Annotated in this window: 9 protein-coding genes, 1 tRNA gene and 3 rRNA genes; 7 read left to right on the top strand and 6 right to left on the bottom strand. The window is 53.8% G+C overall.

The features are described from left to right. Positions 1-252: 252 nt before the first annotated feature. The 5 genes from GVO84_RS16885 to GVO84_RS16865 all read left to right on the top strand — a co-directional run bounded on the left by GVO84_RS16885 (position 253) and on the right by GVO84_RS16865 (position 6,748). A 16S ribosomal RNA gene (locus GVO84_RS16885) occupies positions 253-1,794 on the top strand. Positions 1,795-1,879: 85 nt separating this feature from the next. Continuing rightward, positions 1,880-1,955: transfer RNA gene (locus GVO84_RS16880), tRNA-Glu, on the top strand. Positions 1,956-2,148: 193 nt separating this feature from the next. Next, positions 2,149-5,053 (top strand): 23S ribosomal RNA (locus GVO84_RS16875). Positions 5,054-5,127: 74 nt separating this feature from the next. Further along, positions 5,128-5,243 (top strand): 5S ribosomal RNA (rrf, locus tag GVO84_RS16870). Together the 16S, 23S and 5S rRNA genes with 1 tRNA gene alongside form the textbook arrangement of a ribosomal RNA operon. A 209-nt stretch (positions 5,244-5,452) precedes the next feature. Then, a complete protein-coding gene (locus GVO84_RS16865; protein WP_159514712.1) occupies positions 5,453-6,748 on the top strand; it encodes an MFS transporter in 1,296 nt (431 codons plus the stop codon). On the opposite strand, the gene GVO84_RS16860 is transcribed toward GVO84_RS16865, so the two are convergent. The 5 genes from GVO84_RS16860 to trxC form a co-directional block, all read right to left on the bottom strand. Then, entirely contained in the window at positions 6,745-7,068 is a 324-nt protein-coding gene (locus GVO84_RS16860) for a YfiM family lipoprotein (RefSeq protein WP_024908611.1), read from the bottom strand. The two genes, GVO84_RS16865 and GVO84_RS16860, sit on opposite strands and share 4 nt — an antisense overlap. A gap of 45 nt (positions 7,069-7,113) precedes the next feature. Further along, positions 7,114-8,469 carry a CDP-diacylglycerol--serine O-phosphatidyltransferase gene (gene pssA / locus GVO84_RS16855; RefSeq protein WP_159515659.1) on the bottom strand — a complete coding sequence of 452 codons (1,356 nt, stop codon included), beginning with the start codon at positions 8,467-8,469 and terminating at the stop codon, positions 7,114-7,116. A gap of 110 nt (positions 8,470-8,579) precedes the next feature. Continuing rightward, on the bottom strand, positions 8,580-11,243 hold the full coding sequence (locus tag GVO84_RS16850) for a bifunctional acetate--CoA ligase family protein/GNAT family N-acetyltransferase (RefSeq protein ID WP_159514711.1): 2,664 nt from the start codon (positions 11,241-11,243) through the stop codon (positions 8,580-8,582). Positions 11,244-11,278: 35 nt separating this feature from the next. After that, the gene (locus GVO84_RS16845; protein WP_159514710.1) at positions 11,279-11,977 is read right to left on the bottom strand and encodes a tRNA-uridine aminocarboxypropyltransferase; all 699 of its coding nucleotides are present in this window, start codon (positions 11,975-11,977) and stop codon (positions 11,279-11,281) included. 69 nt (positions 11,978-12,046) lie between these two features. Next, positions 12,047-12,466 carry a thioredoxin TrxC gene (gene trxC, locus GVO84_RS16840; protein ID WP_023308858.1) on the bottom strand — a complete coding sequence of 140 codons (420 nt, stop codon included), beginning with the start codon at positions 12,464-12,466 and terminating at the stop codon, positions 12,047-12,049. Between the two features lie 204 nt (positions 12,467-12,670). On the opposite strand from trxC, the gene GVO84_RS16835 reads away from it, so the two are divergent. Continuing rightward, a complete protein-coding gene (locus tag GVO84_RS16835; protein WP_159514709.1) occupies positions 12,671-13,801 on the top strand; it encodes a tRNA/rRNA methyltransferase in 1,131 nt (376 codons plus the stop codon). Between the two features lie 40 nt (positions 13,802-13,841). Here GVO84_RS16835 and ung read toward each other — a convergent pair whose 3' ends face one another. Continuing rightward, a complete protein-coding gene (ung, locus tag GVO84_RS16830; protein WP_023333064.1) occupies positions 13,842-14,531 on the bottom strand; it encodes a uracil-DNA glycosylase in 690 nt (229 codons plus the stop codon). Positions 14,532-14,844: 313 nt separating this feature from the next. On the opposite strand from ung, the gene grcA reads away from it, so the two are divergent. Beyond that, positions 14,845-15,228, top strand: coding sequence for an autonomous glycyl radical cofactor GrcA (gene grcA, locus GVO84_RS16825; protein ID WP_008502190.1), 384 nt, complete (start codon positions 14,845-14,847; stop codon positions 15,226-15,228). The last annotated feature ends 5 nt before the right edge of the window (positions 15,229-15,233 follow it).

Here is a 15,233-nt window from a genome sequence, read left to right as displayed (position 1 = left end):
ACACACGCCGCCGGGTCAACAGAGAAAAGCGAAAATAAACGCTTGACTCTGAAAGAGGAAAGCGTAATATACGCCACCTCGCAACGGTGAGCGAAAGCCGCGTTGCACTGCTCTTTAACAATTTATCAGACAATCTGTGTGGGCACTCAAAGTGACATGGATTCTTAATGTCTTCGGACAATAAATGAATACCAAGTCTCTGAGTGAACATACGTAATTCATTACGAAGTTTAATTCACGAGCATCAAACTTAAATTGAAGAGTTTGATCATGGCTCAGATTGAACGCTGGCGGCAGGCCTAACACATGCAAGTCGAGCGGTAGCACAGGGGAGCTTGCTCTCCGGGTGACGAGCGGCGGACGGGTGAGTAATGTCTGGGAAACTGCCTGATGGAGGGGGATAACTACTGGAAACGGTAGCTAATACCGCATAACGTCGCAAGACCAAAGAGGGGGACCTTCGGGCCTCTTGCCATCAGATGTGCCCAGATGGGATTAGCTAGTAGGTGGGGTAACGGCTCACCTAGGCGACGATCCCTAGCTGGTCTGAGAGGATGACCAGCCACACTGGAACTGAGACACGGTCCAGACTCCTACGGGAGGCAGCAGTGGGGAATATTGCACAATGGGCGCAAGCCTGATGCAGCCATGCCGCGTGTATGAAGAAGGCCTTCGGGTTGTAAAGTACTTTCAGCGGGGAGGAAGGTGTTGAGGTTAATAACCTCAGCAATTGACGTTACCCGCAGAAGAAGCACCGGCTAACTCCGTGCCAGCAGCCGCGGTAATACGGAGGGTGCAAGCGTTAATCGGAATTACTGGGCGTAAAGCGCACGCAGGCGGTCTGTCAAGTCGGATGTGAAATCCCCGGGCTCAACCTGGGAACTGCATTCGAAACTGGCAGGCTAGAGTCTTGTAGAGGGGGGTAGAATTCCAGGTGTAGCGGTGAAATGCGTAGAGATCTGGAGGAATACCGGTGGCGAAGGCGGCCCCCTGGACAAAGACTGACGCTCAGGTGCGAAAGCGTGGGGAGCAAACAGGATTAGATACCCTGGTAGTCCACGCCGTAAACGATGTCGACTTGGAGGTTGTGCCCTTGAGGCGTGGCTTCCGGAGCTAACGCGTTAAGTCGACCGCCTGGGGAGTACGGCCGCAAGGTTAAAACTCAAATGAATTGACGGGGGCCCGCACAAGCGGTGGAGCATGTGGTTTAATTCGATGCAACGCGAAGAACCTTACCTACTCTTGACATCCAGAGAACTTTCCAGAGATGGATTGGTGCCTTCGGGAACTCTGAGACAGGTGCTGCATGGCTGTCGTCAGCTCGTGTTGTGAAATGTTGGGTTAAGTCCCGCAACGAGCGCAACCCTTATCCTTTGTTGCCAGCGGTTCGGCCGGGAACTCAAAGGAGACTGCCAGTGATAAACTGGAGGAAGGTGGGGATGACGTCAAGTCATCATGGCCCTTACGAGTAGGGCTACACACGTGCTACAATGGCGCATACAAAGAGAAGCGACCTCGCGAGAGCAAGCGGACCTCATAAAGTGCGTCGTAGTCCGGATTGGAGTCTGCAACTCGACTCCATGAAGTCGGAATCGCTAGTAATCGTAGATCAGAATGCTACGGTGAATACGTTCCCGGGCCTTGTACACACCGCCCGTCACACCATGGGAGTGGGTTGCAAAAGAAGTAGGTAGCTTAACCTTCGGGAGGGCGCTTACCACTTTGTGATTCATGACTGGGGTGAAGTCGTAACAAGGTAACCGTAGGGGAACCTGCGGTTGGATCACCTCCTTACCTTAAAGAACCTGCCTTTGTAGTGCTCACACAGATTGTCTGATGAAAAGTAAATAGCAAGGCGTCTTGCGATTGAGACTTCAGTGTCCCCTTCGTCTAGAGGCCCAGGACACCGCCCTTTCACGGCGGTAACAGGGGTTCGAATCCCCTAGGGGACGCCACTTGCTGGTTCGTGAGTGAAAGTCACCTGCCTTAATATCTCAAAACTCATCTTCGGGTGACGTTTGAGATATTTGCTCTTTAAAAATCTGGATCAAGCTGAAAATTGAAACGACACATCTTTAATGGTGTGTTCGAGTCTCTCAAATTTTCGCAATTTGATGATGAATCGAAAGAAACATCTTCGGGTTGTGAGGTTAAGCGACTAAGCGTACACGGTGGATGCCCTGGCAGTCAGAGGCGATGAAGGACGTGCTAATCTGCGAAAAGCGCCGGCGAGGTGATATGAACCTTTGACCCGGCGATGTCCGAATGGGGAAACCCAGTGTGTTCCGACACACTATCGTTAACTGAATACATAGGTTAACGAGGCGAACCGGGGGAACTGAAACATCTAAGTACCCCGAGGAAAAGAAATCAACCGAGATTCCCCCAGTAGCGGCGAGCGAACGGGGAGCAGCCCAGAGTCTGAATCAGCTTGTGTGTTAGTGGAACGGTCTGGAAAGTCCGGCGATACAGGGTGACAGCCCCGTACACGAAAGCACACAGGCTGTGAACTCGAAGAGTAGGGCGGGACACGTGGTATCCTGTCTGAATATGGGGGGACCATCCTCCAAGGCTAAATACTCCTGACTGACCGATAGTGAACCAGTACCGTGAGGGAAAGGCGAAAAGAACCCCGGCGAGGGGAGTGAAAAAGAACCTGAAACCGTGTACGTACAAGCAGTGGGAGCACCTTCGTGGTGTGACTGCGTACCTTTTGTATAATGGGTCAGCGACTTATATTCTGTAGCAAGGTTAACCGTATAGGGGAGCCGAAGGGAAACCGAGTCTTAACTGGGCGTTAAGTTGCAGGGTATAGACCCGAAACCCGGTGATCTAGCCATGGGCAGGTTGAAGGTTGGGTAACACTAACTGGAGGACCGAACCGACTAATGTTGAAAAATTAGCGGATGACTTGTGGCTGGGGGTGAAAGGCCAATCAAACCGGGAGATAGCTGGTTCTCCCCGAAAGCTATTTAGGTAGCGCCTCGTGAACTCATCTTCGGGGGTAGAGCACTGTTTCGGCTAGGGGGCCATCCCGGCTTACCAACCCGATGCAAACTACGAATACCGAAGAATGTTATCACGGGAGACACACGGCGGGTGCTAACGTCCGTCGTGAAGAGGGAAACAACCCAGACCGCCAGCTAAGGTCCCAAAGTCATGGTTAAGTGGGAAACGATGTGGGAAGGCACAGACAGCCAGGATGTTGGCTTAGAAGCAGCCATCATTTAAAGAAAGCGTAATAGCTCACTGGTCGAGTCGGCCTGCGCGGAAGATGTAACGGGGCTAAACCATGCACCGAAGCTGCGGCAGCGACACTATGTGTTGTTGGGTAGGGGAGCGTTCTGTAAGCCGTTGAAGGTGTGCTGTGAGGCATGCTGGAGGTATCAGAAGTGCGAATGCTGACATAAGTAACGATAATGCGGGTGAAAAGCCCGCACGCCGGAAGACCAAGGGTTCCTGTCCAACGTTAATCGGGGCAGGGTGAGTCGACCCCTAAGGCGAGGCCGAAAGGCGTAGTCGATGGGAAACAGGTTAATATTCCTGTACTTGGTGTTACTGCGAAGGGGGGACGGAGAAGGCTATGTTAGCCGGGCGACGGTTGTCCCGGTTTAAGCATGTAGGCGGAACGATTAGGTAAATCCGGTCGTTTATTAACGCTGAGGTGTGATGACGAGGCACTACGGTGCTGAAGTAACAAATGCCCTGCTTCCAGGAAAAGCCTCTAAGCATCAGGTAACATCAAATCGTACCCCAAACCGACACAGGTGGTCAGGTAGAGAATACCAAGGCGCTTGAGAGAACTCGGGTGAAGGAACTAGGCAAAATGGTGCCGTAACTTCGGGAGAAGGCACGCTGATATGTAGGTGAAGCCCCTGCGGGTGGAGCTGAAATCAGTCGAAGATACCAGCTGGCTGCAACTGTTTATTAAAAACACAGCACTGTGCAAACACGAAAGTGGACGTATACGGTGTGACGCCTGCCCGGTGCCGGAAGGTTAATTGATGGGGTTAGCGGTAACGCGAAGCTCTTGATCGAAGCCCCGGTAAACGGCGGCCGTAACTATAACGGTCCTAAGGTAGCGAAATTCCTTGTCGGGTAAGTTCCGACCTGCACGAATGGCGTAATGATGGCCAGGCTGTCTCCACCCGAGACTCAGTGAAATTGAACTCGCTGTGAAGATGCAGTGTACCCGCGGCAAGACGGAAAGACCCCGTGAACCTTTACTATAGCTTGACACTGAACACTGGTCCTTGATGTGTAGGATAGGTGGGAGGCTTTGAAGCGTGGACGCCAGTCTGCGTGGAGCCGCCCTTGAAATACCACCCTTTAATGGCTGGTGTTCTAACGTAGACCCGTAATCCGGGTTGCGGACAGTGTCTGGTGGGTAGTTTGACTGGGGCGGTCTCCTCCCAAAGAGTAACGGAGGAGCACGAAGGTTAGCTAATCCTGGTCGGACATCAGGAGGTTAGTGCAATGGCATAAGCTAGCTTGACTGCGAGAGTGACGGCTCGAGCAGGTGCGAAAGCAGGTCATAGTGATCCGGTGGTTCTGAATGGAAGGGCCATCGCTCAACGGATAAAAGGTACTCCGGGGATAACAGGCTGATACCGCCCAAGAGTTCATATCGACGGCGGTGTTTGGCACCTCGATGTCGGCTCATCACATCCTGGGGCTGAAGTAGGTCCCAAGGGTATGGCTGTTCGCCATTTAAAGTGGTACGCGAGCTGGGTTTAGAACGTCGTGAGACAGTTCGGTCCCTATCTGCCGTGGGCGCTGGAGAATTGAGGGGGGCTGCTCCTAGTACGAGAGGACCGGAGTGGACGCATCACTGGTGTTCGGGTTGTCATGCCAATGGCATTGCCCGGTAGCTAAATGCGGAAAAGATAAGTGCTGAAAGCATCTAAGCACGAAACTTGCCCCGAGATGAGTTCTCCCTGACTCCTTGAGAGTCCTGAAGGAACGTTGAAGACTACGACGTTGATAGGTCGGGTGTGTAAGCGCAGCGATGCGTTGAGCTAACCGATACTAATGAACCGTGAGGCTTAACCTTACAACGCCGAAGCTGTTTCGGCGAAGAGAGACAGACAGTCAAATTTCAGCTTTGATACAGATTAACAGAATTTGCCTGGCGGCTTTAGCGCGGTGGTCCCACCTGACCCCATGCCGAACTCAGAAGTGAAACGCCGTAGCGCCGATGGTAGTGTGGGGTCTCCCCATGTGAGAGTAGGGAACTGCCAGGCATCAATTAGAAGAACCCCGTACCGGAAGGTGCGGGGTTTTTTGCTTTGTGCTTTCCCTCTCTGGCCTTTCTCTTAATCCCTTATCCTGCTAATGGAATGTGTGATCTCTGTCTCAATGTTGTTTATAACAAAATTATAACATTTCATTTACGAGGTAATTGAGTCTCCTGACTCAATACGCCGCTGTTTATGGCAGGAGCATAATCACAATGACCGAAAGCATTACATCAAACGGGACGCTGGACAACAGTGATACCCGAAGAAGGGTATGGGCAATCGTCAGCGCCTCTTCAGGGAATCTGGTTGAATGGTTCGACTTTTACGTCTACTCATTCTGTTCACTCTACTTCGCACATATCTTCTTCCCCTCCGGCAACACCACAACGCAGCTGCTTCAAACGGCAGGGGTATTTGCCGCAGGATTCTTGATGCGACCCATCGGGGGCTGGCTGTTTGGCCGCATTGCGGATCGTCGCGGGCGTAAGGCTTCTATGCTGATCTCGGTGTGTATGATGTGCTTTGGCTCTCTGGTGATCGCCTGTTTACCGGGATATGAATCGATTGGTACATGGGCACCGGCGCTACTTTTACTGGCTCGCTTATTCCAGGGATTATCGGTGGGCGGTGAATATGGTACCAGTGCGACCTACATGAGTGAGATTGCACTGGAAGGCCGTAAAGGTTTTTACGCCTCATTCCAGTACGTCACGCTGATTGGTGGTCAACTGCTGGCCATCCTTGTGGTGGTGATCCTGCAGCAGATTCTGACGGACGCACAACTTCACGCCTGGGGTTGGCGAATCCCCTTCGCGATGGGCGCTGTACTGGCAGTTGTCGCACTTTGGCTGCGCCGTCAGTTAGATGAAACCTCTCAGAAGGAAGTCAGAACGCTGAAAGAGGCGGGAACATTCAAAGGATTATGGCGTAACCGCAAAGCTTTCCTTATGGTGCTGGGCTTTACTGCGGGCGGTTCTCTTAGTTTCTACACGTTCACCACCTATATGCAGAAGTACCTGGTGAACACTACCGGCATGCACGCTAACGTCGCCAGCGTAGTCATGACCGTGGCGCTGTTTGTCTTTATGCTCATACAGCCCATTATCGGTGCACTCTCGGATAAAATCGGTCGACGTACGTCGATGCTGATTTTTGGCGGGCTGTCGGCGTTATGTACCGTACCTATTCTGTCTGCCCTTCAGCATGTGACTTCTCCGTATGCCGCCTTTGCGCTGGTGATGCTGGCGATGGTGATTGTCAGTTTCTATACCTCTATCAGCGGGATACTGAAAGCTGAAATGTTCCCGGCGCAGGTCCGTGCTTTAGGGGTAGGGCTCTCTTATGCGGTTGCTAATGCGCTATTTGGCGGATCGGCGGAGTACGTTGCGTTGTCGCTTAAATCATGGGGAAGTGAAACGACATTCTTCTGGTACGTAACGATAATGGGCGCACTGGCCTTTATTGTTTCCCTGATGCTGCATCGCAAAGGGAAAGGCATTCGACTTTAATAGCGCGCCATCTGCCACACGGCATAGCCGGTCGTTGCGCCGGCGACATCCCAGGCGAAATCTTTCCAGCTCCAGCCGCTCCCTGCGGGGCGGCTATCCCACAGTTCTTTTGATGCCCCAAGACCCACTGAGAACATCAACCCTATCGCCGCGCTACGATCACGACTGTATCCCTGATGCTGCGCATATTCATTACCGGCTGCGGACAACATCGCAGAAGCGAGGAAATGCTGTGCTTTATCCTGTCCGGACCAGTTATCGTTGGCCATATGGCTACAGCCGCTCAGAAAGAAGACGCTTAGTAACAGAGGAATACGCATCAACGGGCCCTATAAAAAAGCCCTGCGGATGGCAGGGCCTGAACATTACAGAATACGGCTGATAAGTCGGTCGATACGGATACGACGTAAGCGGCGGATAAGCTTGCGGACTTTCACCGGATAATCGGCAATGCTCTGCAGTTCGCGGTAATGATTAACCACAGTGGTATGTGTGCGAATCAGCTCCAGCTCACGCTCACGTTTTGCGGCTAACTCATGCTGCGGGTCATGGATCAGGATAGCGTTTTCCAGATCCAGTCGCCACGCGCGTGGGTTCAGGTTGTTACCGGTCAGCAGCATCCACTCATCGTCGACCCACATTCCTTTCAGATGGTAGGTGTTGTCTTCGTCTTTCCAGAGACGCACAACCAGCTGGTCAGTGTTTACGTAATACTGTAAACGGCTCAGGAAACGGCGCAGGTTAATCTCATAGAGATAAGGCAGCGCACCGATGATTTTGAACGGCTGATCTTCAGGAATGAAGAAGTCGTTTGCGGTTTTATCACCAACGATAATTTCCACTTTTTTACCGTCGCGCAGCAGCTGAATGATATTACGCACCAGCACGGCAGGAAGGTTGAAGTACGGCGTACAGATGGTGAGTTTCTGCTCCGCGCACGGCATCAGATGGAAGATCGTTTTGTTCAGCAGGCTTGATTTGCCGAGCCCTACCAGCGGGGTAACGGACAACTCTTCGTTGTTCGCATCGCCCTGGAAATGATAGACCGCATCACGCAGCTCCTGGCGGAAGGCGCGAACATCGTTTTTGATTTCCGGGCTTTTAGGACGCTCGGGATCGTCAAGGCGATTAACACCACGGCCATGGACTAGATTTTTATCAACCCAGTTGAACATGATATCGGCCATCTGCGGATTACGGATCAGATGGTAGCGGTCGTAGCGATATTTATCGAGCTGATGAAGGTAAACATCATTCAGACTTGCGCCGCTGTAAAGCACCCTGTCATCAATGATGAAGCCCTTGAAATGGAGAACGCCGAGCGCTTCACGGGTATTAACCGGGACGCCATAAACAGGCACATCGACGCCAGGATTTTCCTGCGCCGTGCGGCAATACCAGTCGGCATTGGTGTTTGACGCAGCAGCGCCAATACGGCCACGCTGAGCGCGATGCCAGTCGACCAGCACGCGAACATCAAGTTCCGGTCGCTGACGTTTGGCTTCATAGAGCGCGTTCAGGATCGCGCGCCCGCCTTCATCCTGTTCAAGATACAGCGCCACAATGCAAATGCGTCGCGTGGCGCTGGCAATCTTTTCCAGAAGCGTCTCCCGAAAATGAGCGGGAGCGTAAAAGAACTCTACATCATCAACTGACTGAGAAATCTTCGGTAGTTGAGCAAGGTGTTGTTGATGTTTATTACGCTTAAATTTTGACAACATCACAGTGCGTTTCTTCTCTGTTCATTGAAGGGTTGTCTGTACCATGCAAACAACATAAGCGGACAATGATACCACCAGTCCCGTCCAAAGTGGGTAACATTTCCAGTAGCTTACTCGCGTTTGTCTGCTGATGTCAGACCGAGGGACAAGGCCACAATACCTTCGTCCAGCTGAATATCAACGTCAAACCCAAGTTTTCGCGCCAGGGTCACCATACCGCGATTGTTAGGCATAGTAATGCCATTGAGGCGTAACAATCCGTGATCTCGCGTATAACTGATGAGTTTTTCCAGCAGCCGTCTTCCCAGGCCCAGGCCTTTAAGATCGGAGCGCACCAGCACCGCAAACTCCGCATCGACGTTATCCGGGTCAGAAATAGCACGCGTGACGCCGAGGATCTCATCCCCCTTATCGGAGCGACGAACGGCAACAAACGCCATTTCTCGATCGTAGTCGATCTGGGTCATATTGGCTAAATCATCGTGGGTAAATTCGTTGATTTCGCTAAAATAGCGATAATAAAGATCCTCTTTCGTGACCTGAGAGATAAAGGCCCGCAGCTGGGGCTCATCTTCTGGCAGAATAGGGCGGAACAAGGCGCGTTCCCCATTCTTCATCTCAACCCACTCCTCCAGCTGCAGGGGATACGGGCGGATTGCCAGACGGCTCTCTCTGTCTCCTTCGAAGGGTGCGATATCCAGGGTCACGTCCAGCGCCGTGAACTCGTTGCCGGAGGCGAGCAGCGGATGAATGTCCAGCCGCTGGATCTCGGCACAATCCACAATCAGATTAGACACCTGCACCAGGAACTGGCTTAACCCGGCAATATCAAGCGGACGCAGTGCGCTCCGGCCACGGATCTTTTTACTTTTAATCGCCTGGATGATCAGATAACGCGCCAGGTTCATGTTCAGCGGCGGTAAAGCGACCACGGCCTGCTCTTCCGGACGCCACTCAACGCCACCTTCCCCTAGCATGATGAGCGGGCCAAAGACGGGGTCGTATTCGACCACAACCCGTAATTCCTGAGCCCCAGCGCGGTTGGCCATGCTTTGCACCAGCAATCCGTGGATCCTTGCCTGCGGCCAGGCCATTTTGACCCGGTCGAAAATGGCATCAGCTGCCTGCTGCACCTCAGTCGCCGTACGCAGGTATAACATAACACCCTGAACATCAGATTTATGCGGGATATCCGGGGAGCGCAGCTTCAGGGCCACCGGATAGCCAATTTGCTCGGCAATATGCACGGCCTCAGCGCTGTCGCTGGCGATCCAGGTCGGCAGGGTTTGCATCCCGTAGCTGCCCAGAATGGGCTGGACCTCATGCGTATCAAGCGACGTCGCGCCTTCTTCAATGGCCTGCTGCAACAGCCGGTGAACGTCGACGGTGTTCGCCGTCAGATTCCCGGGCAAAGCCGGCGTCTCACGCAGCTGTTTCTGGTTGCGGCGATATTCCACCATATGCATGAACGCGGTGATAGTGCCTTCCGGCGTACGGTAGGTTGGCAGCCCGGCCTCGCTGAACAAGCGCCGCGCCTCCTGAGAGGAAAATTCACCGCACCAGTTGGTGAGCAGGGTGACATATTTGCCTCGTGGATGGTTGTGCACGGCGTCAATGAGCGCGCGCGCGCTTTCGCTGCCCGGCGCGACCGCGCTGGGGGAGTGGATAATCATCAGCGCATCAAAATCCTGACTATCCAGCAATATGGAAATCGCCCTGATATAGCGGTCGCTGCTGGCGTCATCGCGCAAATCAAGCGGATTGCCGGGCGTCACGCTGGTCGGAAGCGCTTCTTTCAGGCGCTGCAGCGTCTCTTCACTCAGCGTTGCCAGCTTGCCGAAGCGCCGCCAAAGCTCATCCAGCGCGAGCGCGGCAGGGGCTGCACCGTTACTGACAATCATTAATTTCTCACCGCGCAACGGGCGCATATGGCTTAACGTCTCAACGGCGGAAAAAAGCTCGTGCGTATCCTGCACCCGCAGCAACCCCGCGCGCTGGATGGCGGCGTCCCATGCGGGATCCATGCCGGAATGCGAATGCAGCAAACGCTGTGCCGCAGGGCTTCGTCCGCTTTTGATCACCAGGATCGGCTTGTTGCGCGAAGCGCTTCGAGAAGCCGAGACAAAACGACGCGCGTCGCTGAGGTGCTCAAGATAAAGCAGGATCGCACTGGTTTTGCCGTCGCGCGCCAGAAAATCCAGCAGTTCATCAACATCGATATCCAGGCTGTCGCCCAGGGCAATGAAGTAGGAGAATCCCATTTCACGCTGCTGCGCCCAGTCGAGGATGGTGTTCGATACCGCAGCAGACTGCGAGATAAACGCGAGTTTGCCTTTGCGGATTGGAACCGGGGAGAAACTGGCATTCAGCCCCTGCCAGGGGGCGAGCAGGCCCAGACTGTTTGGCCCAAGAATTCGCATTTGATAGCGGCTGGCGCAGGCCAACAGCTCGCCTTTCTGTTCAGGGGGAGACGAGAGAATAATGCAGGTTTTACACCCCTTCTTGCCGAGTGATTCCAGCAGTTCCAGGTTACGCTTCGCGTTTGTACAGAGTACGGCAAGATCCGGCACGAATGGCAGGCTTTGTACGTCAGGCCATGCAAGCACCCCTTGTACGGCCTTATAAGCCGGCGTGACGGGCATGACGGGGCCATTAAAACCCCCGGCCAGCAGGTTGCGCATCATCAGATAGCCAGCACGATCCGGTTTCATTGATGCGCCGATGACGGCAATGGATTTAGGACGAAGTAGCGCTTCTAACCCTCGCTGGCTCATGCAGGCCTCCTGTGAATGCAAGCGACCTGATGATTTTAAACGCTTTCTGGCTCGAGTGCTGTGACGCTGCCCTTATGAACGGTTTTTCCCGCCAGATAGCGCTCCCGGAAGCATGAGAAATGGTCGCCAAGAGCCCCTGCAGCAGCGGTATCTCCCGCTAAATCCAGAAGCGCAATGGCTACTTCGGCGGTGCAGTACTGCCCGTCAGCATGCGCTTCACGCAGGCGGTAGGCGGATACGCGGGAAAGATCGACAGAAATCACCGGCAGCGCGTCGAGATAGGGGCTTTTGCGAAACATTTTCCGCGCTTCGGTCCAGGTGCCGTCCAGCATAATAAACAGCGGTGGTTTACCGGATGGCGGCACTGAAAGCACCTGGCGATCCACGCCTGCATATGAGGCGGGGAAAACGACCATCGGCTGATAGTCCTTGCTTGCCACTAAATCGAGCAGGGCTTGAGGTGGCTCCGTACGGGACCACTGAAACGCGGCCGTATTCGGCAGAATATCGGCGATAAGACGCCCCGTATTGCTGGGTTTCATCGGCTCGGTATCGAACATGACCAGACAAAAACGGCTCTCCGCCGTACTCGGAGCCAGCGTCTCGCACAGACAAACCTTCAGCGGCAGCAGGCAGCGCTGACAGCGGCGAATACGGTTGCCTCGGGCGAGGAACGGTCGGGTGGCGCGCGCAAGGCGTTCGGCGCGTAATTTAAGGACAGCGTTATCAGTCATGGGCGAAATGCAGGAAAAACACTATTTTCGCAGAGGCGGGAGCGGGGCACAAGGTGTGCCCCGTGAATGTTACAGCGACTCGTTTAACCAGCTTTCAAAAGGCGCTTTTGGAACCGCGCCGTTGAGCATATCGATCACTTCGCCATTTTTGAAAATCATAATGGTCGGGATGCTGCGAATACGAAAACGTGCGCTCAGTTCGGGTTCGGCTTCGGTATTGACCTTCACGAACCGCATTTTTCCGCTGCGCTCTTCGGCCACATCTTCGAAGATCGGCGCGAAGCTACGGCATGGGCCGCACCATGGCGCCCAGAAATCGATCACAACAGGAAGATCGTCCTTGAGGAGTTTGTCCAGCGTAGCACCCGTCGCGTTAATGACATCGCCATCAAATAATTCATGGCCACAACGTCCGCATTTCGCACCATCTTCCATCCGATCGTCCGGAATGCGATTAAGAGCCTGACAGTTGGCACATACGGTATTCATAACTAACCTCTGATAGAGCCGTGGGACAGCGGCAGAACGCCGATAATGTTTCTAATATGTTACATATTATCAATGAGCCTGTTTGAAACAACAATGCGTTTTATTCAATGAGAACAATAGTCACAGGCTTTTGTACGAAATTATGGCTATGCGCTGGCACATCGGGTAATCTGCGCGCTTCGCGCAGCGCTGGTGGAGAAAAGCATGAACGACGAAATGAAAAACAAAAGCGGCAAGGTCAAAGTGATGTATGTCCGCAGTGATGATGACTCTGATAAACGCACCCAAAATCCGCGTACCGGAAAAGGTGGCGGGCGTCCGGCGTCTTCTCGTGCAGACGGTGGCCGTCGCCCCGCCCGCGATGACAAAAATAACCGCGGTGATGACCGCAAACGTGACGATCGCAAACGCGATGATCGTCCGCGTTCCGACCGCCCACGCAGTGACCGTCCACGCGACGATCGTCCGCGTGATGACTTCTCACGCGATAACGCCTCCCCGTGGCGCACCGTTTCTCGCGCCCCTGGCGATGAGACGCCGGAAAAAGCCGATCACGGCGGTATCAGCGGTAAAAGCTTCATCGACCCGGAAGTGCTGCGCCGTCAGCGTGCGGAAGAGACCCGCGTGTATGGCGAAAACGCCTGCCAGGCGCTGTTCCAGAGCCGTCCTGAGTGTATCGTCCGCGCCTGGTTTATCCAGAGCGTGACTCCTCGCTTTAAAGAAGCGCTGCGCTGGATGGCCGCGAACCGTAAAGCCTACCACGTCGTGGATGATGCCGAGCTGACCAAAGCCTCCGGTACTGAACACCACGGCGGCGTCTGCTTCCTGATCAAAAAACGTAACGGCACAACCGTGCAGCAGTGGGTCAGCCAGGCGGATGCCGATGACTGCGTGCTGGCGCTGGAAGACGTGGGTAACCCACACAACCTGGGCGCAATGATGCGCAGCTGCGCGCACTTTGGCGTGAAAGGCGTGCTGTTGCAGGATGCCGCGCTGTTGGAGTCCGGCGCCGCGATCCGTACTGCGGAAGGCGGAGCCGAGCACGTACAGCCGATCACCGGCGAAAGCGTTCTGGATGCCCTTGAGCAGTTCCGTAAAGCGGGCTATTCCATCGTGACTACCTCGAGCCATGCCGGTACGCCGCTGTTTAAAGCGACGCTGCCGCGTAAAATGGTGCTGGTATTAGGTCAGGAACGTGATGGTCTGTCTGACGCGGCGCTCTCCAGTGCGGATCTGAGCGTCTCTATCGACGGGACAGGTAATGTGGAAAGTCTGAACGTATCCGTTGCGACCGGCGTGCTGCTGGCCGAGTGGTGGCGTCAGAACAAGGCATAAGCCTCTTAATGTGCCGGGCCTGACCCGGCACATTCAAATCCTACTCGCTCTCTGCCGGTAATACAGGCATCCAGTCAATCGGCGTTTCGCCACGTTTTTCCAGCCATTCATTCGCCAGAACAAAATGATTACTGCCAAAGAAACCGCGATGAGCAGACAGCGGTGACGGATGCGGTGCTTTCAACACGTGATGACGCTGACGATCGATAATCGCCCCTTTCTTCTGCGCGTGAGAACCCCAGAGTAAAAACACCACCCCTTCACGATGCTCGTTGATAAGGCTGATGACTTTATCGGTAAAGGTTTCCCACCCAAGGCTGGCGTGCGAGTGCGCCTGGCCCGCCCGTACGGTAAGCACCGTATTCAGTAACAGCACGCCCTGGCGCGCCCAGCTTTCCAGGTAGCCGTGGTTTGGCCGGGTAAAACCGGGCACGGTTCCCTCAAGCTCTTTATACATGTTGAGCAGAGAAGGGGGGATAGCCACGCCCGGACGGACGGAAAACGCCAGCCCATGCGCCTGCCCAGGGCCGTGATAGGGATCCTGGCCAAGAATGACCACTTTCACATCGCTCAGTTCGGTGTAGCGAAAGGCGTTGAACACATCTTTCTGCGGCGGGTAAATCGTCTGTCCGGACTGACGCTCGGCGGCAACGGTGCTGAGCGTATTGATAAAATAAGGCTGCTGCTTTTCTTCTGCCAGCACGTCATGCCAGGTTAAAGGTGTTGTCATCTCGCTCTCCTGCGAATCTCAATCTGTGACTAGCTTACCTGTTTAACCCCGGTGAGCAAAATTACACGCTGAAATGTGCGCTAAGTGGCTAAATTTATTTTGAAAAGATGCAGGGCAAGTTGAATTGGTAAGGTTGTGAAATTGATCTAAAACAATAAATTCAAACCACACTCTTTATGTGGTTGGTGTTTTTGTTGATTTAAATCAATAAATCACCGAGGTGTGAATGATATATATACACACAAGAAACAATGGTTTTACCAATTGGCCGCGAGAGGCCGACATCAGTTAATGTAGCCTAGGGAGGCAACACATGATTACAGGTATCCAGATTACTAAAGCTGCAAATGACGATCTGCTCAACTCTTTCTGGCTGCTGGACAGCGAGAAAAACGAAGCGCGCTGTGTCGTTGCGAAAGCGGGTTTTGCTGAAGATGAAATCGTGCCGGTGAGCAAACTGGGCGAAATCGAGTACCGTGAAATTCCAATGGAAGTGAAACCGGAAGTGCGCGTGGAAGGCGGTCAGCACCTGAACGTAAACGTACTGCGCCGCGAAACGCTGATGGACGCGGTTGAGCACCCTGAAAAATACCCACAGCTGACTATCCGCGTGTCCGGCTATGCGGTTCGCTTTAACTCACTGACTCCAGAACAGCAGCGCGACGTTATCGCCCGTACCTTTACTGAAAGCCTGTAACGGCT

The organism is Enterobacter sp. SM3 (assembly GCF_009811935.2).
In the GTDB taxonomy this organism is placed as follows: Bacteria; Pseudomonadota; Gammaproteobacteria; order Enterobacterales; family Enterobacteriaceae; genus Enterobacter; species Enterobacter asburiae_D.
This window is presented reverse-complemented; position numbering and strand designations above follow the sequence as displayed.

Bases quoted from the DNA above. Each gene is read 5' to 3' on its own strand.
- GVO84_RS16865 (WP_159514712.1), top strand. From the start codon at position 5,453: ATGACCGAAAGCATTACATCAAACGGGACGCTGGACAACAGTGATACC.
- GVO84_RS16850 (WP_159514711.1), bottom strand. From the start codon at position 11,243: ATGAGCCAGCGAGGGTTAGAAGCGCTACTTCGTCCTAAATCCATTGCC.
- trxC (WP_023308858.1), bottom strand. From the start codon at position 12,466: ATGAATACCGTATGTGCCAACTGTCAGGCTCTTAATCGCATTCCGGAC.
- GVO84_RS16860 (WP_024908611.1), bottom strand. From the start codon at position 7,068: ATGCGTATTCCTCTGTTACTAAGCGTCTTCTTTCTGAGCGGCTGTAGC.
- grcA (WP_008502190.1), top strand. From the start codon at position 14,845: ATGATTACAGGTATCCAGATTACTAAAGCTGCAAATGACGATCTGCTC.
- ung (WP_023333064.1), bottom strand. From the start codon at position 14,531: ATGACAACACCTTTAACCTGGCATGACGTGCTGGCAGAAGAAAAGCAG.
- GVO84_RS16845 (WP_159514710.1), bottom strand. From the start codon at position 11,977: ATGACTGATAACGCTGTCCTTAAATTACGCGCCGAACGCCTTGCGCGC.
- pssA (WP_159515659.1), bottom strand. From the start codon at position 8,469: ATGTTGTCAAAATTTAAGCGTAATAAACATCAACAACACCTTGCTCAA.
- GVO84_RS16835 (WP_159514709.1), top strand. From the start codon at position 12,671: ATGAACGACGAAATGAAAAACAAAAGCGGCAAGGTCAAAGTGATGTAT.